We start from the raw sequence: 18763 nt of genomic DNA on the forward strand, positions 1-18763 counted from the left end.
GTTAGTTCAACATTTCTATTTTCGTGCCTTGATCGTCGAACACGAACCGCGTTTCGTACATTTCCGCGCCCTCGGTTCCAACGACTTTCGATTGGATCGTCAAGCGATGCATCAGCTCGTTGTTGTAGCGAACGACGCCGGAGTAAAAATACTGAACCAGCGGCGTCACGCTCTCCTGAATCGGCGCGAGCCGGCGGCGCTCGACGAGCATCGCCAGAAGCCGGCGCTGCAGCTGGATCGGCAGCAGGCGGTTCGCATCGTCGGGCGTCATGCGAACGGAGACGAGCTCCTCTTGCGCCTTGTTGACTTCTTGTACGGGCTTATCGGTGGTATAGCGGATGATCGAGTCCCAATCGTCGGCCGAGATGCCGGTGAACCGCATGCCGTAGCGCCAGACCGATTTGCCTTGGTGCGTCACCGTGTCTTGCCACACGGATCTGGCGCGCAGGCGCAGGACGCGCGTATCGATCGTAGCGCGCACCTCGAACTCTTCCAAACCCGTGGGCTCCTGAGTCAGCAGGCAGAGGCCGCCGCCGCTGATGTCCAAGCCGATGGCCGGGCGCTGCGAAACGCCGCCGTCGACCGACACGGTCGCCCGGTACGGCTTGCGCTTGCGGGGATATTTACGGCGATTCGGCTCCTTGCCGGTGAACCAGCCGAGAAGTTCGTCGAGCATCGGGGTCCGTGAACTTAGACGCCCGCCCGCCCGGTTACTTTTTCTTGTCGCTTCAAACGTTCGGCTAAGGTGACGGCCACGAACGCCGCGACCTCGCTGGGCAGCGTCCCGCGGCCGAAGCCGGCGTCGTAGCCGAGCTCGCTGGCCATCAGGTTGGTCACGCGCGGACCGCCGCAAATGGCCACGACGGCGTCGCGCAAGCCCTCGGCCTCGAGCAGCTCGACGAGCTCGGTGAAATTCTTGACGTCGCTGCCTTTTTGCGTGACGACCTGCGAGGCCAAAATGGCGTCGATGCGGTTCTCCCTAGCGTAGCGAACGAGATCTTCCGGAGCGATTTGGCTGCCGAGATTGTACGTCTCGAACGAGTGATAGCGCTCGAGCCCGTAATCGCCCTTGTACCCCTTCATGTTCAGAATAGCGTCAATGCCCACGGTGTGGGCGTCGGTCCCGATGCAGGCCCCGGCAATGCGAATCTTCCGGCCGATCTGCGTCATGACGAAGTCGTCGACTTGTTCCATCGTCATCGCGTGCTCGCGCGCCGACGGCGCCTTGATGCTCTCGACGTCGACCGCCTGCGGCGTCGAGGCGTACACCACGAAAAAGGAAAAACCGGCGGCGATGCGGCGCCCTTCGGCAACCGCGGCGTCGGTGAATCCCATCTTGGTGACGAGTTGCCGCGCCGCTTCGTCGGCGGCTTCGCTCCATTCGACGGGCAAGGTAAACGACAGCTGAATCTTGCCGTCGTTCATCGTATCGCCGTACGGCTTCACTAACTTAGTCATGCGGGCACTCCCCGCAGCGATTCTTCGAATGGATTGTAGTACGCGGCCGAGCGCTCGAAGACGCCGTCGAATCCGCGTCCGCCGTCGGGGTGGCGTGTAACGTCGGCAAAGACGGCCGCATCGATCGCGTGCATCAGTCCCATCGACGCCACGCGTTCGAGCTGCTGCTCGCATCCCTCGAGGACGTCCTGCGCGCGCCGCTCGACGATGCCGCCCGGCTTGAACGAAATCTCGTCGCCGAAGTGCCGCGCCGTACTCATGATGTAGCGCGCGTTTTCGAGCGAGAGCACGCGGTCGCCCAAAAACGGCGTGTGAATCGCCTCGGTCAGCATTCCGCAGAGATGAATCGTCTGCTGCGTCATGACCGACGTCAGATTGAACAGCGCGTCGATCAAATGCCCTTTGAAGATGTCGCCCGTCATGTGTTTGGTCGGCGGCATATATTTGAGCGGAGCGTTCGGGAAAATCTGGCGCGCGAGTTGCGCCTGCGCGACTTGATAGAGGAACCCGTCTTCGAGGTCGGGGTTGATTTCGTACGCGTCCCCCAAACCGATTTGGCGGTCCGGCATGCCGGCGCGGTGCGCGAACTCCTCGTTGATGAACTGCGAGGCGAGCACGGCGGGGGCTTGCTCGACGGCGTCGGCCGTCGTGAGATAGTTGTCCTCACCCGTGTTGATGATGATGCCGGAGTAGGCGTTGAGCATCCGGCTGAAATGCTGATCGACGAACGTCCGCTTCATGTTGATGTCGCGGAAGAGAATGCCGTACATCGAGTCGTTGAGCAGCATGTCCAAACGTTCGATCGCCGCCATCGTGGCAATCTCCGGCATGCACAGGCCGCTCGCATAGTTGGTTAGCATCACGTAGCGTCCCAGGCGCTCGGAAACTTCATCGAGCGCGGCACGCATGATTTGGAAGTTGGCTTGCGTCGCGTACGTGCCGCCGAAACCTTCGGTCGTCGGCCCGAACGGAACGAAATCGAGCAGCGATTGACCCGTCGAGCGGATGACCGCGATGATTTGCGCGCCGGCTTCGGCCGCGGCAACCGCCGCGGTGCGATCTTCGTAGATGTTGCCGCTGGCGACGATCACGTAGAGCAGCGGGGGCGGCAACTGCGCAAAGCGCTGGAGCCGTTCGGTTCGCTCGTCACGCCGGCCGCGAATCTGCGTCATCGCCTTCTCGACGTACGGCCGTAAGGCGCCGCGCGCGGCCGCGTCGGGCGTCTGCGAAAACTCGTCGAGACGATGCTTACCGGCTGCGATCGCTTCGCCCAGCGCGCGCGGCTCGAGACCGGTTTCGGCCAGCGCCTTACCGAACGCGAGCGCGACCCCGTCGCGGCGCTGAGCCGGCGACAGCGCGTCGACGATGAGGTTGGGAACCGGTACCTCGTCGGCGCCGATGCCGTCGACGCCCAACAGGCGTACGACGGCGCGCTCGACCGAAACCGTCGAGTGGGCCGCAATGAACTCTTCGACCGGCGAGACGATGGCTTGCGCCAGCTCCCGGCAACGATCGATCCGGGAGCGATCCACCCTTAACTCCATGGTGGAGGCTTCTTTCGCCGCGCGGGGCCTCAAGCCCTAAGCTTGGTTTTTCAGGCGCAGGTAGGCGGCGATCCCCTCGCGCCAACCCGGCATCTCGATCCCTAAGGTACGCAGCTTGCCGCTGTCCAGCGCCGAAAACGCCGGGCGCCGCGCCGGCGCCTTCCACGACGCGGCCGCAATCGGCTCGACGGGGTGATCGACGCCGGCCTGGCGCAGTGCCTCGACCGCAAAGTCGTACCAGGTGACCGGGCCGACGTCGGCGGCGTGAAAAAGACCTGTCGCTCCCGACTCGACTAGCGACAACAGCGCTTCGGCGAGATGCCCGGCGAACGTCGGCGACGCGGTCACGTCGTTGACGATGCGGATCGTCTCCTTCGCGCGGCCTTGCGCGATCACGCGATCGACGAACGTATGCCCTTTGCCGGCCGACGGCCGAACGCCGTATACCCCGCACGTGCGCACGACGAGCGCACGCGAATCCAGACGCGCGACCAGCTGTTCGCCCGCGAGTTTTGAAACCGCGTACGCCGAGAGCGGTCGCGGACAGTCGCGCTCCGTGTACGGCACGGTCGCCGTTCCGTCGAACACGTAGTCGGTGCTGATCGTCACGAAGATCGCATTGCGATCCCGCGCGCTGCGCGCGAGGCGTTCGACCGCAATCGCGTTGACGGCCAACGCGCGTTCGGGTTCGGCTTCGCATCGATCGACGTTGTGAAACGCCGCGCAGTTAACGACGGCGTCGGGTTTTTCGTGCGCGACGAACGCATCGACCGCGTTGCCGTCTTCGATGTCGAGGTCGGCGTGCGACGGTGCGACGATCTCCCATCGCGTCCAGCTGCGACGGATTTCCGTGCCGAGCTGTCCCGAACCGCCGATGAGGAGCGCTCGGCTCACGCGGCTTTGGCCGAGCGTTCGCCCAAGGCCGCCTGCACGCCGATGGTTATCGCAACGGCACAGACGGTCACCGCGTTTCCGATCGCGACGGCGGTCACGACTTGCGCAAGCGTTTGATGGAAGAGCGCGATGCTCAGCAGCGTACCGAGCACACAAAAGACCAGCGGCACCGCAAAGGCGATACGGTGCGTCGCGATTCCATACGAGCCCAGCATACCGGCGAGCGCCAAGCACACCATTGCGGTTCCGTACGGCAGCAACAGGCTCGCGGCCGCATCGAACGCGTGGCCGACCAGCGCGTGCAGCAGCACGATGCCGAAGAACTTCAGGGCGATAACACCGGCGATGCCGATCGCCACCAAAACCGTAACGCACGCGGCCAGCGCGTAGCGCGTACGCTCGCCCCGCACGTGGCGCTCCGTCGCCTGCGGCAGCAAAATCGTCGGAATGAAGCCCACGAAATACAGCAGCACCTTCCCGCCCAGCGACGCCGCCGAATAGATACCAGCCTGATTCGCGTCGAAGAAATGCTTCACGAGCACGACGTCCATCGATCCCATGAGCGCGCCCGCAATCGTAATCGCCGCCGAGCCGACGCCGCTGAGGACGATACGCCGCCAGTCGTAACGAATCTCGCAGTCGCCCACCGAGCGGTACCGCTGCGAGAGCGCGATGCCCACCGCGACCGCGCCGCCGAAGATCCCCGCGGTGAACCCGAGCACCCCGCCGAGCAATCCCAGCACGAGCACCATGAAAACGACCAGTGCCACGACCTTCGAGAAGCCGTCGGTCACGCACGATATCGTGAACGCGCGGTAATCTTGCGTTCCCTGCGCGACGGCGCGCAGGACCGAGCTAAAGAGCAAGCCGCCGCCCATGAGCGCGACGAAGGGCACCGTCCACGCGGGCACGTGCAGGAACGCGCCGACCTGATTCATCGTCGCAAACGCCAGCACCAGATAGAGCAGCGCCAGCGCTCCGAAGAGCCGCACCACGTCGACGATTAGGCGGCGCACGTGCCGGTCGTCGTGCAGCACGCGAAACTCCGCCGCGAACCGCGCGATGACCGGAACCGCAAGGGCCGCCGGAACGGCCGCGATGGTGCAGCCGGAGATCAGCGTGTACAGCACGCCGTACTCCGCGACGCCCAGACGGCGGCTCGCGACGGCATGGAACACGAATCCGCCGACGTTGAGCACCATCATCGCAAAGAAGACCAGCGCCCCCTGACGCAGCATGATGCTGCCCTGCAGGCGCGCTAGTCCGCGATCGATGGCCTTCGAAGCGGCCACGTTCTTATTGATCGTCAACCGGTTGGTACGACGGCGGACGATGCTCGAAGTAGCTCTGCGAATACTTCGCCGAGATCGGAACGAACGTACGCGGCTTCTGTGAGAATGAGAAGAAGTCGTTGACGAAATCGGCGGCGCGCTCGTCGGTGTGGTGCAGCGTCCCCAATCCCCAATTGTCCTCGGCGAACTTCAGGACGCTGCCGAACTCATACTGGTCGTGCGCCACGTAACCTTTCTTCGCATACGCGGAGATGGCCAATAGCGGGACACGAAAGCCTAGCCCTTGATAGTCGAGATGCGGCGGCTTGACGTGGTCGTAGAATCCGCCCCAATCGTCCCACGTCACGAGAATGACGGTCGAGTCCCAGTACTTGCTTTTGCCGACGGCATTGACGACCGACGCGATCCACGAGGGACCGGTATCCTTGGGCGAGCCGGGGTGGTCGGAATCGTCGTGATCGGGCAACACCCACGCGAACTGCGGCAGCGAGCCGTTGCGAATGTCGTCATAGATCGCCGTATTCGGATGAACGACGTTCGTATGCCATTCAGAACTATAGCGCACCGTTTTGATCGCGTCGAACGCGGACCATAAGTCGCCGGCATGCGACTTCAACGGCGGCGCGTAGTACTTCCAAGAAACCCCTTTCGCATCGAGGAGATCGCGCAAAGTCGAGTAGCCCATGCAGGGGAACGGCCCTTTATGCAGTTGCTCCTTATTCGTTAGCACCGTCGTGACAGTGCCGAGGGGGGCGTCACAACCCCACGGGTGATTACTCGGGTAGTTCGTTAGACTCTCCCACGGACTGAGCGGAGTGCCGGCGGCTATGAGATCTTGATGGCCGATAAAACTCCCTGCAGCCTGGGTTTCGAAGAAATGATCGGCGAGCACGTACTGGTTTGCCATCGTCCAGTAGGGTGCGATCTGCGACGGATCCACGTACTGATATCCGTACGCGCCGATGGCCCCGCCGCCACCCCAACCGCCCCAGCCGTCATAGCCGAAGCCGTCCATCTTCCCCTGATGGTACTCCTTCACGTAGATTTGCCACGTGTGTCCGATGTCGCGGCCGAGCAGTGGATGCATCGTGAGTTGTACGGTCTCGAGCTTGCCGGTGGTCGGGTCGATCATCGGGCCCGACGTCGCTCCATCGGCTCCGTGACCGTAGGTCGCAAAGAAGTTATCGAAGCTCCGGTTTTCTTGAATCATCACGATGACGTGCGCGAACTTCGGCGCGGCGCTCGCGTCGGGTATCCGTTGCGGCAGCATACCGGCGTTCGCCCCGTCCATTGACGGATGCGAACCCCCGCACGCCGCGAGGGCGGCGAGCAATATCACTAGGCCGAGCCAACTCTTCATTGCATTCACTCCGTTTTTGCGTATTTCGCCGCGACCGGCACGAACGCCCGCGGCTTCCGCGACAAATCAAACCTATCGACGCCGTTTTTCACTCGCTATCCACGGGCATGTTCGACGGAGCTTGGTGCTCGAAGAATCCCTTCGAATATTTGGCGGCTATCGGCGTAAACTTTCGCGGCGGTTTCGAGAAGTCGAACACGTCGCCCGCGAAGTTCCGCGCTCGCACGTCGGTGGTTCCGAGACTCGCCAGGCCGAACGTGCTCTCAACGAACTTCAAGATGCTTGCGAATTCGTAAACGTTATCCGCGACGTAGCCTTTCTTGGCATAGGGCGAAACGATCAGCATCGGAACGCGGAAGCCGAGGCTGCCCGGGCCGTACTGCGGCGGCGCGACGTGATCGTAGAAACCGCCCCAGTCGTCCCATACGACGACGATCGCGGTGCTATTCCAATATTGGCTCTTGCCGATCGCGTTGACGACCGATGCCACCCACGACGGTCCGGTGTCGGTCGTCGTATCGGAGTGGTCGGAGTTGACGAAGTCGGGAATGACCCACGACACCGCCGGCAGCGTCGCTTTGCCGATGTCGTCGTACACGTTCTTCTCCGGCGTCGAAACGTTGGTGGTCCACTCCGGGCCGCTGCGCACCGCTTTGATCGCGTCGAATGCGCTCCACACGGCGCCGTCCTGGTTACTGGTCACGGCGGGAACGTAATATTTCCAGCTGATGCCCTTTTCGTCGAGCACGTCGCGCATCGTGCGGTACGTAAAACAGGGAAACGGACCGCCGCCGATGACGTATTTCCCCGACGACGTCAACAGGTTGGTCACCGTACCGAGCGCCGCGTCGCATCCCCATGGAAAGCCGGTCGGCTGATCGACGACTTCTTTGCCGCGACTGACCGTCGTCGCTCCCGCGATCAAATCCTGATGCGCCGGAAAGCTATTGCTGCCGACGGTTTGGAACATGCGGTCCGCGAGCACGTACTGATGGGCTATCGACCAATACGGCGCGATCTGCGCCGGATCGACGTACTGATAGAGCAACGAGCCGGGACGTCCCTCGACCTTCTGATTCCAGAATCCGTCCATCTTGCCGCCGTCGTAATCGATCAGATAATCGGAATAGCGGTAGTTGGGCTGAATGTGCTCGGCGAGCCCGACTTTCTTGAGCGGATAGGTCGAGACGGTACCCTTTGCGGTTTTGCGCGGCGGCGTTTTGCCGATCGTCGCTCCGTTCGCGCCGGGATACGTCGCGAAGAAATTGTCGTACGACCGGTTCTCCTGAATCATGATGACGACGTGCTTGATGTACTTGCCGGGCGACACCGGCGCGTTCGGCGCGGGCAGCACGCCGACGCCCGCGCTCGGTGACCCGGACGCACCGCACGCGGCGAGCGAGACGAGGGCGGCAATCGCGAGAAAGCGTTTCACCAGTGCTACTCCGTGTCGACCGGCAGATTGGATGGTGCTTGATGCTCGAAGAACGCCTTCGAATACTTCACCGCGATCGGAACGAACTTACGCGGCTTGGAGAACTGAAAGACGTCTCCGGCGAAGTTGCGCGCCCGAACGTCGGTCGTGCCCAAGCTCTCCAGGCCGAACGTGCTTTCGACGAACTTCAGGATGCTTCCGAACTCGTAGACGTGGTGCGCGACGTAACCCTTTTTTGCGTACGGCGAAACGATCAGCATCGGAACGCGGAAGCCGAGGCTTCCCGGGCCGTACTGCGGCGGCGGAACGTGATCGTAGAAGCCGCCCCAGTCGTCCCAGACGACGATGATGACGGTGCTCGACCAATATTGGCTCTCGCCGATTGCATTGACGACCGAAGCGACCCACGACGGACCGGTATCTTTGGTCGTATCGGAATGATCGGAGTTATAGAAATCCGGAATCACCCACGACACCGCCGGGAGCGTGCCTTTGCTGATATCTGCATACACGTTGGTTTGCGGGCTCGAGACGTTGGTCGTCCATTCCGGACCGTAACGGACCGCGCGAATGGCGTCGAACGCGCTCCATACCTGGCCGCCCGGCCCATGCAGCGCCGGTACGTAGTACTTCCAGCTCACGCCCTTTTCATCGAGCACATCGCGCAGGGTGCGGTACTGAAAGCACGGTGACGGACCCGGCAGCGGATACTTACCCGACGTGCTCAGCAAGGTCGTCGTCGTCCCGTACGGTGCGTCGCACCCCCACGGCATGTTGTCGGGCGGGTCGACGACCTCTTTGGTCTTGTCGATCGACGTCGATCCGGCGATCAGATCTTGATGCGATGGAAAGCTCGAACTGCCGACGGTCTGGAACATGTGATCGCCCAACACGTACTGGTCGGCCATCGACCAATACGGCGCGATTTGCTTGGGATCGACGTACTGGTAGAGCACCGAACCGGGACGGCCCTGAACTTTCTGATTCCAAAAACCATCCATCTTGCCGCCGTCGTAATCGGCGCGATAGTTCGCGTAGCGGTACACCGGCTGCAAGTGCTCGGGCAAATCGACCTTCTTCAAGGGATACGTCGTCGACGTTCCGTGCGCGGTTTTCCGCGGCGGCGTGTTTCCGACCGGCGTTCCACCCTTGACCGGCGGTCCATCGGCACCCGGATACGTCGCGAAGAAGTTATCGAACGACCGGTTCTCTTGAACCATGATCACGACGTGGCTGACGTAGTGTCCGGGGGCAACTGCGTCTTGCGCCGGAAGCAATCCGCCTGCGCCACCCGTCGTCGCTCTTGCGCCGCACGCCGCGAGCGCGAACGACGCGGCTGCGGCGGCTAAACGTTTGATCAAGCCGTTACTCCGTGTCCACCGGCAAGCCCGAAGGCGCTTGATGCTCGAAGAAACTCTGCGAGTATTTCGCTGCGATCGGCACGAACGCGCGCGGCTTGTGTTTGAAGTCGAACGCGTCGGCGGCGAAGTCGCGCGAGATCGCGTCGGTCGTGTTGAGGCTCGGCAATCCGAACGTATCTTCGACGAACCGTACGATGCTGCCGAACCCGTACACGTGATGCAGCACGACGCTATGATGCGCGTAGGCGGAGACGACGATCATCGGCACCCGGAAACCGGGACCGCCGACTTCTGCCTGCGAGTTGGTCTGCGGCGGGGGAATGTGATCGTATAAACCGCCCCAGTCGTCCCACACGACGACGATGGCAGTCGAATCCCAGTATTGGCTCTTCCCTATCGCATTGACGACTGAAGCAACCCACGACGGACCGGTGTCGACTCTTCCGCCGCAATTCTCCGATACGAAGTTACCTGGGTGGTCGGAGTTGCAGGCGTCGGGAATGACCCACGAAACCGCTGCAAGTTGACCGGTGCTGATGTCGTTGAAGATGAGGCTGGTCCCCCCGCTGGTCGATGGCCAAACGACCTTCGTGCCCCACTCCGGACCGCGACGTACGGCTCTTATCGAATCGAACGCGTTCCAAGCGTTGGCGTCTAAGTTGCTTTTGATTTTCCCGGGAACGTAGTATTTCCAGCTCAAGCTTTTCGCGTCGAGCGTATCGCGGAGCGTCGGGTACGCTGCGCCGAAACAGGGGAACGGGCCGTTTACGACCAGCTGCCCGCTATTGGTGAGAAATGGAACCGAAGTTTTATCTCCCTTGAACTTTGGCGCGTCGCAGCCCCACGCGCCGTCCGAACCGTCGCTCGGGATATCGACGAGCGTCCGTCTCGCATCGAGGCGCGTACCGCCGCGAATCAGTGCTTGGTGCGCGGTGTAGCTCTCGCTGCCCTGAGTGGTGAACAGATGATCCGCGAGTACGTACTGCTTTGCCAACGTCCAATACGGCGCGATCTGGGCGGGATCGACGTACTGATAAGCGCCCTGTCCGCTGGATGCACCGAACCCGTCCATTTTGCCGCCGTCATAATCGGCGACGAAGTACTGGTGTGCGTAGTTCAAAAAGAGCGGATTGTAGAGCGAAACTTTCTTGAGCGGAATGCACTCACCGCTCGAGATCTTTCCGCACGTCACGGGCGCATCGGTCGCCCCGGGAAAGGTCGCGAACAGATTATCGAACGACCGGTTCTCCTGAACCATGATCACGATGTGCTTGATGCGTTTGCCGGGCGGCACCGAGCCGGGCGACGCCGCATCGGCGGCCATCGGCAGCATTCCGGCGCTCGTGCTCGGCGACGAACCTCCGTTACACGCGGCGAGCGAGATCAAAGCCACTGATGCGAGCAAACGCTTCATAATGCTACTCCGTGTCGACCGGCTGATTCGACGGTGCTTGATGCTCGAAGAACGACTGCGAATATTTCGCGGGAACCGGCGTGAAGCCGCGCGGGGACGCGAAGTCGAAGAAATCGGTCACGAATCCGGCCGTCGTCGCGTCGGTCGTGTGCAAGCTCGGCAGACCGAAGACGGTCTCGACGAACTTCACAACGCTGCCGAACTCGTACTGCTTGTGCGAGATGTAGCCTTTCTTCGCATATGCGGACACGACGATCATCGGAACGCGGAAACCCGGCCCACCGAGATTCGAAACGGTCACCTTGCCCGGCACCGGCGGAAGCACGTGGTCGTAAAAGCCGCCCCAGTCGTCCCACACGACGACGATCGCCGTCGATTTCCAGTATTGGCTCTTCCCAACGGCGTTCACGATCGATGCGACCCACGAAGGTCCCGTATCGCCCGACGTCCCGGGATGGTCGGAGTTATTGGCGTCGGGAACGATCCACGACATCGACGGCAGCCTGCCGTTCTTGATGTCGGTAAAGATATTCGTTTCCGGAGACGAGACGTTCGCGTTCCATTCCGGTCCGCTGTAGACAACCTTGACCGCCGCAAACGCACTCCAAATGGCCGAAAAGAACGCACCGCCGTATTGCGGCTCGTAATACTTCCAACCAATATGTTTGGCGTCGAGCGTATCGCGCAGCGTTTCGTACGTCGAACCGAAGCACGGATATGGATTGCCGGCCGTCCCCGCGGACGAGTACTTCCCGGAAAGCGTGAGGAGGCCCGTGGTCGTTCCCGTCGCCGCGTTACAACCCCACGGCGTATTGCTCGGATTGTCGATCGCGCTCTGGGTCTTGCCGACCGCCGTATCGCCGCGAATCAGGTCTTGGTGGCCGGTGAAGCTGCTGCTCCCCTGCGTTTGGAACATGTGATCCGCGAGCACGTACTGCTTCGCCAGCGTCCAGTAGGGCACGACGTCTTTCGGAGCGACGTATTGGTAGAGGTACGAACCGGGCTTGCCTTCGGCAATGGCTTCGTTCCAAAAGCCGTCCATGTTGCCGCCGTCCCATTCTCTCTTGAAGTCCGAATACGCATTGTGCGGCGTAAACTTCGGGCTCGCGAGCGGAACGGAATGAAGTTTGATCGTGCCGTGCGGCGTTTTGCCGATCGTCGTACCGGCCGCGTTGGGAAACGTCGCAAACAAACTATCGAACGATCGATTCTCTTGAATGACGACGATCACGTGTTTGATGTACTGTCCCGCACCGTTGGGCGATGCGGCGTTGGAATCGAAGGTCGAGGTGGGCGCGTACGGCAGCGGCGATGCGGAACGAACGCCGCCGCAGCCGGCAGCGAGCGAAAGGGCGACGGCAAAAGCTGTCGCCGAGAGCAGTCGTCGATTCATGGGCACCTCAAATTGCGGGGAGGGCCGCTCGGCCTCCTCTTGAACGCACTGGGACCTATGACCGTAGAGCCCCTCCCAATTGCCGGCGCACTGCTGGTCACACCTAAAGTATATACGGACCTTCGCGGAAGTTTTGCTGAGATTTTCGCGAGCGCGCGCTATACGGACGCGGGCATCGACGATGCGTTCGTGCAGGACAATCTTTCGATCTCGCGCCGGGGAGTGCTGCGCGGCCTGCACGGCGACCCGCGCATGAGCAAGCTGGTGCAAGTTCTCGCGGGGGAGGCGTACGACGTGATCGCCGACGCGCGTGAGGACTCGACGACGTACCGCCGCTGGTTCGGGACGCTGCTCAAGGCGAGCGAGCGGCAGCAGGTTTACGTACCGAAGGGGTGCCTTCACGGGTTTCTCGCCGTTTCCGAAGAGGTCGTCTTCCTTTACAAGCAGAGCGCGCTGTACGATCCTGCCGCCGAGTTCGGGGTGAGGTGGGACGACCCCGACCTGGCAATCCGGTGGCCCCTCGAAGGACGCTCGCCGATCCTCTCCGAGCGGGACGCGGCCAACCCGCCGCTTGCGGACCTCATCGCCCACAAGGCGTAACAAAGCCGCCTCGGGGCGGTACGTCATGCTAAGAGAAATGCTGTAAGCCGGTGGCATTACAACATCTAAGCGATGAGGAGGTAGTTCGCCGAGTGCGCGAAGGCCAAACCGAAGCGTTCGAAGTGCTCGTCGAACGCTACCGCCGGGGTATCGCCAACTTCGTGAGCGCGGGGTTGCGCGACGCCAACGAGGCCGCGGACCTCACGCAAGAGACGTTCATGCGTGCCTACGCGCATTTGGGAACCTTCAACCCGCAGTTGGGCAAGTTCTCGACGTGGATTTACCAGATCGCGCGCAACGTGGTGCGCACGCACCTCGGACGATCCCTGCGGCGCCCGCAAGCCCAGCAGTTCCCCGAAGATCAAACGCTGGAAAACGCGCTTCCCGATCCTTCGCGCGAGGGCGACCCCTCGGGCGGCGTGTTGCGTGAAGAAGCGGAGCGCGAACTGCGTGAGGCGCTCGCCGAGCTGCCGGAGCGCTCGCGCACCGTCCTGGCGCTGCGGTACTTCGATAATATGGAATACGCGACGATAGCCAGCACGCTCGGACTTTCGCTTGGCAACGTGAAGACGCTGATCCATCGCGGCAAGCTCGCGCTGGCGAAGAAAATGCGCGAACGCGAAGAGCGCGGCGCGTTCCACGGCGCCGTCAAGGGGGGCCACCGTGCGCTGCTCGTGGTGTGAAGCCGTCCTCGACGAATACGTCGACGCGACCCTGCCGCCGCGCAAGATGCTGGCGGTGGCACGCCATCTGCAGCAGTGCCCGGACTGCGAAGCGCTCCATCGGCAGCTGCGCATCGTCGACGGTTTGCTCCATACGCGCAAGATGCTCGACGTCGAACCCGATTTCAGCAAGTCGGTCATGGCGCAGGTCCGTATCATGCCGGTCCCCCACGCGCCGCACCGCTCCCTGTGGATCGTCGCGCTCTTCTATTTAATATGCGCGTGGACGGCCGCAATCACGCTGGCGTTCGCGTGGCCGCGCGCGCACCTCGCGACGAACGTCATCGCCGCCGCCGGCTCGAGTGGATGGCAGGCGATCGCGCACGGCGTCCACGCGATGTCGCCCGTGGCGCCGATCGCGTTCTCGATCGTGGTGAGCGTGCTCGCCGTCGACGCGTTGCTGTTGGCCGGTATTTACGTCTTCTACCGCACGATCCGGCCGCGCCTCAACGACCATCTCGCAGCTTCGGAAAGCGTATCGTGATCGCTCATATTCTCGCAGTCCTCATCTTGGCTAGCGTGCAAAGCGTGTATCACGGCGGAACCTACGTCGGTTCGGTAATCGTCGAGCCCGGACAAGTCGTTCGGGGCGATCTCACGGTGATCGCGGGCGACGCTACGATCGAAGGCGCGGTCGACGGCGACGTCAACGTCGTCGGAGGCACGGCGTTCGTTCGGCCCGGGGCGACCATCACCGGACAGGTCAACATGGTCGGGGGCGACGTCGCCAGCGCCGTCGTACCGTGGGCCGGCACCGCATCGTATCGCGATACCTCGGGCGACTACCGCTTGATCTGGCGCATCGTGTGGGATCTGGTCGCGGTGCTCTTCTTCCTCATCTTTCCGATGCGCGCGCGCATGGCCATCGACCGGTTGGAGAACCATCCCGGACTCTGCGCTGCGATCGGCTTGGTGGGGTGGGTCGCGGTCATCCCGCTTGCGATTCTGCTGCTTTGCACGATCCTGTTGATTCCGTTCATCGCGGTCGAAGCCGTCGCGGTCATCGCCGGGCTCTTCCTCGGAAAGGCGGCGCTGGCGCTGCTGGTCGGCCGCCGCTTGTGGGAAGTGCTCAGCCCGCGAACCACGCCGTCGCCGTTTGCGGCGCTGATCGTCGGGCTCGCGTTGATTACCGCGGCCGAGCTCGTCCCCATCATCGGAACGGTGGTGATGGTTTTCGTCGCGATGATCGGTCTCGGTGCGAGCATCTTGGCCTTTACGGGCGATACCTTGGTTGGACCGCCCGGGTCGAGCAGGTCGCGGCCCCCGCTGAGCGGACCCCCGATGGTTGTCGGCTAAGGAGACGGGATGACCACCGTCTCCCGTCTCGCCAAGTTCGCCGAGCGAACCGCGCATCTACGCGCCTCGACGATTCGCGAGATGCTCAAGGTCACGCAGCAACCCGACGTGATCTCCTTCGGCGGCGGACTTCCCGCCCCCGAACATTTTCCTACCGATGCAATCGCCGAAGCCACCAAGCGCGTGATGGAGCGCCGCGGCGCCGCGGCACTGCAGTACAGCGTCACCGAAGGCATTCCGGAGATGCGGAGTTGGGTGGCGCAACGGCTGACCAAGCGCACCGGAAAAGCTTTTGATGCCGAGACCGTCACGATCGTCAACGGATCGCAGCAAGGCCTCGATCTGGTCGGCAAGATCTTTCTCGATCCCGGCGATCACGTCGTGCTCGAGAATCCGTCGTATCTCGGCGCGATTCAAGCCTTCGACGCCTATCAAGCGCGCTATCTGACGGTGGAAACCGACGACGACGGCATCGTTCCGGCGTCGCTGGAGCGCGTGCTCGAGCACGCCGATCCGTTTCCGAAGTTTCTCTATTTGGTTCCGAACTTTCAAAATCCGACGGGGCGCACGTTGGCCGCCGACCGGCGCGAGCGCATCGTGCGCATCTGCGAGCATTTCGATCTTCCGATCTTCGAAGACGATCCGTACGGCGAGCTCCGATTCGAAGGAAAGGATTTGCCTTCGCTGGTCTCGTTCGAGAGCAAGGCACCCGTTATTTACTCGGGAACGGGCAGCAAGATCATGGCCCCCGGGATGCGCGTCGCTTGGCTGGTCATTCGGAATCACGATATACGGGAGAAGATCGTTCTTGCCAAGCAAGGTGCGGATCTTCACAGCGGCACGTTCGCGCAGTACGTCTTCCACGAGTACGTCAGCGACGACCAGGCGTTCCTCGAACACGTGCGCGCGATCGCGCACACGTACGGCCGCCGGCGTCACGTCATGAGCGCGGCGTTAGCGAACGTGGATTTCCCGGGATTGGATTTCTCGCGCCCGGCCGGCGGCATGTTTCTGTGGGCTCAGCTGCCCGGCGTCGATACGGCCGAACTGCTGCGCCGCGCCGCCGAACTGAAGGTCGTCTTCGTGCCCGGCGTGAGTTTCTACCCGGCGCGTGACGTTCACGACGGTATGCGTCTGAACTTTTCGAATGCGTCGGAAGAGATGATCAAGGTGGGCATCGAACGTCTCGGCCACGCCATCACCTCATTTCCGCCAAATCATAGGTAATTAGGAGGAGTCCCGCGTGTCACAAGCTCTGGTCGTTGGCATCTTCCCCGGCTCCGATCCCACGGAGATCGAAAGCGCGCTCTCCGGGCAGCAGCTCGACCTCGCCAAGGTCAAAGTCGTGAGCCGCGCTAGAACCGAACAGCGGGACGACTCGGCCCTACACTTTATGGACGTCGAGGAAGCGATGGAGCACAACAGCCTCTCCGACGACATGACCAAGGGCAAAGGCATCATGGGCGACTCGGGCGGAACCGAGGTCCCCGGCGTAGGCGGCCGCGGTCCGACGCTAGCAGCGTTTCGGCATAGTTCCCGTCCGAGCTATTTCGCCGCGTGGGCCATTCCCGAAGATGAGGTCGACAACTTCAACGGCGCAGTCGACGAAGGCCGTGCGGTCATTCTGTATTCCGACGCCGATGGCGACGTCGCGGCGAAGTTCAAAGCTGCGGGACTGCGGAACGTTCGTCAATACTGATCGCCTCTGGACTGACCCTGTCGCGACGACGCGCCGCTAGATAACTCGCAACGATCGCCGCCCACCCGGCGATCGTTCCAATTACCTGCGCGATCGCCGGCAGATAGATCTTGGGGCTGCTCGCGAGGCTCGCGGGCCACGCCATCATCCAGCCGTTGGCGATTGCCGGTGCGACCAACGACGTACCGTCCAGAGCCCGCCACCCCGTGTCGTATCCGCTCGCCATCACGAACACCGGGTCGGAAGCCGCGTTCTGAAGACATCCGCGCGAACCGATCGCCGTCACGCCGCCCGACGCGGTCACGCGTGCCCCCACGGTTGCGGGTTTGCCTAAAACCGAGACGCGCTGCCACGGTCCGTCAACGATGTCCGTCGCGTTGGCCACTTGCAAAAAGGCATACGGTATCGATGCCGCCAGGACGCACTTCGCCGCAGGCGGGACGGCGAACGCGAGCGTTTGCTTAGAAACCGTCCACACGAACGGATAGATGCTGTCGGGCAGCCACGCGCGATAACGCCATCCTAACCGGCCCTCGACCCAATCGAGCCGCGGATCGGCCGTCATGAGCGACGGCGCCACGCTCAGAACGTTCGCCGGCGTGCGCGCGACCGCGACGTCATCCGCGCCGAGTTCGGAATACAGCAGCGCGCCGGAGTCCGCACTCGCGGGGCGCGCAACCGGCAGCGCGCCGGTTAGCTCGTAAACGACTGCATCGTCGTCGCGACGAATCGGAATCAGGCGCCGGGCGCCGCCCAGCAATCTGCCCAGCGCGGCGTCGTCCACCGTACCGTATGCGAGCCTAAAACCGGTACCGAGATTATCCAGCTCGCGAGCGGATCGCACGTACGACCGATACACGACGTAGCGAACGCCCACCGAGGCAAAGGCCTTCCAGTTCGGGCGCCCGTCGCGCAACGTCGCCAACGCGTACGCGAGCTGCGGATTGTCGAGGTCGTCGCTTACCGACGGATTTCCGGCAAGACCGTACGCCGAGAAGTCTCGTCCAACGTTGGGGGCGCCTTTGATTCCGAGCGGTTCCTCCGCCGGCAGCCACAGCACGCGGCCTGCACCGCGCGCGTGCACGAACTGCATCTGGTCGACTGTCTCCGCAACGTCGTGTCGCGGCACGAGCAGTCCGCGAAGATCCTTTCCGGCCAGTACCGGCACTGCCGTCCAAACGATCGCGAGCAGCAGCGGCAGCGCCGCGAGACGAAAGCGTTCGAGCGCGAGACCGATCGCCAAAGCGACGCCGATCGCCGTTATCGCTGCGAAGTAATGCAGGTCGCGAAAGACCGTAAAGAGCGCGGAGCGACCGAAAGCAAAGGCAAGCGGCGCACTGAGCGGACCGTAGAGGCCCGCGGTCAGGACGACGCCGATCGCGAAGAGCACGACCGCGTACGAACCGAAGCGGCGCGCCGCAGCGATGCCCAGCACGATCGCGACTGCGACGATACCGTAGAGAACGGCGTACGCCCACGGCGGCGCCGCAGTTTCGTAGTAGTGCGTGAAGTAGCCGAGCATGACGACGGCGTCGGCAAACGGCGAGCTGTTATTATATTCGAAGCTGAGCAGCGCGCGCTGCGCTGCGTACGGATTCGCCGTCGAACCCAGGGCGAGCGGCAGCAGACACTGGAGCTGCACGGCAATCGCGATGCCGAGTGCGGCCGCCAGTCGAGCGAACCAGCCTTCCGCGCGCGTCGCGAAGAACGCGAGCGGCACGATGGCAAGCCATACGATCGCTAAAAACTGGATCTGACTGGCGGCAAAACCGATCGCGAGACCGAGCAAGATCGCCGCAGACCAGCGCCGTTGCTCGAGCGTGCGGCGCGCCAGCACCACGACCGCCGGCAACAGGGCGTACGCCAACAGATACGCGAGATGCCCGGCGGCAACCCGCGTGAACACGACCGGCGTCGTCGCGTAAAACAGCGCGCCCGCGAATGCGGCAAGCCGAGAACGCACGCCGAGCGATCCAAGCATCCACGTGCACGTGCACGCGGCCGCAAAGAGCACCGCGCACAGCCACACCGCCAGACCGGCCGAGGGTCCGAAAACGAGAATGCTTACGGCTTGAGTAACGACTGCGTAGCTTTGCCACGGAAGCGCGTTGGCGTGCCCCAACGAGCGATCGTCCCACAAGCCGGCGAACGAATGCAGCCACTGCAGCGCCTGCGGACGTGCGAGCGGCCACGTCCAATCCTGTTGGAACGCCGGTATCGTTCCCGACCATAAAACCGGCCATACGGCGGCTACGCACGCGGCCAGCAGCAACAAAAAATACGCCACCGTCGTGC

17 protein-coding genes are annotated in these 18763 nt (G+C 62.8%); 6 read left to right on the forward strand and 11 right to left on the reverse strand.

Annotation, left to right across the window (positions count from 1 at the left end):
- Window position 1 precedes the first annotated feature (1 nt).
- The 10 genes from VGG89_13060 to VGG89_13105 form a co-directional block, all read right to left on the reverse strand.
- Window positions 2–676, reverse strand: coding sequence for a PilZ domain-containing protein (locus VGG89_13060; GenBank protein ID HEY1977477.1), 675 nt, complete (start codon window positions 674–676; stop codon window positions 2–4).
- Between the two features lie 14 nt (window positions 677–690).
- Window positions 691–1458 carry an OAM dimerization domain-containing protein gene (locus tag VGG89_13065; protein ID HEY1977478.1) on the reverse strand — a complete coding sequence of 256 codons (768 nt, stop codon included), beginning with the start codon at window positions 1456–1458 and terminating at the stop codon, window positions 691–693.
- Window positions 1455–3002, reverse strand: a complete 1548-nt coding sequence (locus tag VGG89_13070; GenBank protein HEY1977479.1) for a lysine 5,6-aminomutase subunit alpha — start codon at window positions 3000–3002, stop codon at window positions 1455–1457. The genes VGG89_13065 and VGG89_13070 overlap by 4 nt, the downstream gene beginning before the upstream one ends.
- Before the next feature lie 36 nt (window positions 3003–3038).
- On the reverse strand, window positions 3039–3896 hold the full coding sequence (rfbD, locus tag VGG89_13075) for a dTDP-4-dehydrorhamnose reductase (GenBank protein HEY1977480.1): 858 nt from the start codon (window positions 3894–3896) through the stop codon (window positions 3039–3041).
- On the reverse strand, window positions 3893–5206 hold the full coding sequence (locus VGG89_13080; GenBank protein HEY1977481.1) for a hypothetical protein: 1314 nt from the start codon (window positions 5204–5206) through the stop codon (window positions 3893–3895). Before VGG89_13080 ends, rfbD begins: the two co-directional genes overlap by 4 nt.
- Window positions 5193–6548, reverse strand: a complete 1356-nt coding sequence (locus VGG89_13085; protein HEY1977482.1) for an alkaline phosphatase family protein — start codon at window positions 6546–6548, stop codon at window positions 5193–5195. Before VGG89_13085 ends, VGG89_13080 begins: the two co-directional genes overlap by 14 nt.
- A gap of 88 nt (window positions 6549–6636) precedes the next feature.
- Window positions 6637–7983 carry an alkaline phosphatase family protein gene (locus VGG89_13090; GenBank protein HEY1977483.1) on the reverse strand — a complete coding sequence of 449 codons (1347 nt, stop codon included), beginning with the start codon at window positions 7981–7983 and terminating at the stop codon, window positions 6637–6639.
- A gap of 5 nt (window positions 7984–7988) precedes the next feature.
- A complete protein-coding gene (locus VGG89_13095) occupies window positions 7989–9344 on the reverse strand; it encodes an alkaline phosphatase family protein (GenBank protein ID HEY1977484.1) in 1356 nt (451 codons plus the stop codon).
- 4 nt (window positions 9345–9348) lie between these two features.
- The gene (locus VGG89_13100) at window positions 9349–10758 is read right to left on the reverse strand and encodes an alkaline phosphatase family protein (GenBank protein HEY1977485.1); all 1410 of its coding nucleotides are present in this window, start codon (window positions 10756–10758) and stop codon (window positions 9349–9351) included.
- Between the two features lie 4 nt (window positions 10759–10762).
- Window positions 10763–12151 carry an alkaline phosphatase family protein gene (locus VGG89_13105; protein HEY1977486.1) on the reverse strand — a complete coding sequence of 463 codons (1389 nt, stop codon included), beginning with the start codon at window positions 12149–12151 and terminating at the stop codon, window positions 10763–10765.
- A gap of 57 nt (window positions 12152–12208) precedes the next feature.
- Here VGG89_13105 and rfbC point away from each other — a divergent pair, with 57 nt between their 5' ends.
- From rfbC to VGG89_13135, 6 genes are all read left to right on the forward strand, one after another.
- Window positions 12209–12751: a dTDP-4-dehydrorhamnose 3,5-epimerase gene (gene rfbC / locus VGG89_13110; protein ID HEY1977487.1), complete on the forward strand. Its 543-nt coding sequence runs from the start codon at window positions 12209–12211 to the stop codon at window positions 12749–12751.
- 92 nt (window positions 12752–12843) lie between these two features.
- Entirely contained in the window at window positions 12844–13434 is a 591-nt protein-coding gene (locus tag VGG89_13115; GenBank protein HEY1977488.1) for an RNA polymerase sigma factor, read from the forward strand.
- Window positions 13415–13957 carry a zf-HC2 domain-containing protein gene (locus VGG89_13120; protein HEY1977489.1) on the forward strand — a complete coding sequence of 181 codons (543 nt, stop codon included), beginning with the start codon at window positions 13415–13417 and terminating at the stop codon, window positions 13955–13957. The genes VGG89_13115 and VGG89_13120 overlap by 20 nt, the downstream gene beginning before the upstream one ends.
- A complete protein-coding gene (locus VGG89_13125) occupies window positions 13954–14769 on the forward strand; it encodes a polymer-forming cytoskeletal protein (GenBank protein ID HEY1977490.1) in 816 nt (271 codons plus the stop codon). Before VGG89_13120 ends, VGG89_13125 begins: the two co-directional genes overlap by 4 nt.
- A gap of 9 nt (window positions 14770–14778) precedes the next feature.
- Complete coding sequence (locus VGG89_13130; protein ID HEY1977491.1) at window positions 14779–15996, forward strand: PLP-dependent aminotransferase family protein; 1218 nt, start codon at window positions 14779–14781, stop codon at window positions 15994–15996.
- Between the two features lie 16 nt (window positions 15997–16012).
- Window positions 16013–16468, forward strand: coding sequence for a hypothetical protein (locus tag VGG89_13135; GenBank protein HEY1977492.1), 456 nt, complete (start codon window positions 16013–16015; stop codon window positions 16466–16468).
- Here the strand turns inward: VGG89_13135 and VGG89_13140 are convergent.
- Window positions 16431–18755, reverse strand: a complete 2325-nt coding sequence (locus VGG89_13140) for a hypothetical protein (GenBank protein ID HEY1977493.1) — start codon at window positions 18753–18755, stop codon at window positions 16431–16433. The two genes, VGG89_13135 and VGG89_13140, sit on opposite strands and share 38 nt — an antisense overlap.
- Between the last annotated feature and the right edge of the window lie 8 nt (window positions 18756–18763).

The sequence above is a fragment of the Candidatus Baltobacteraceae bacterium genome (genome assembly GCA_036488875.1).
Classification (GTDB): domain Bacteria; phylum Vulcanimicrobiota; class Vulcanimicrobiia; order Vulcanimicrobiales; family Vulcanimicrobiaceae; genus JAFAHZ01.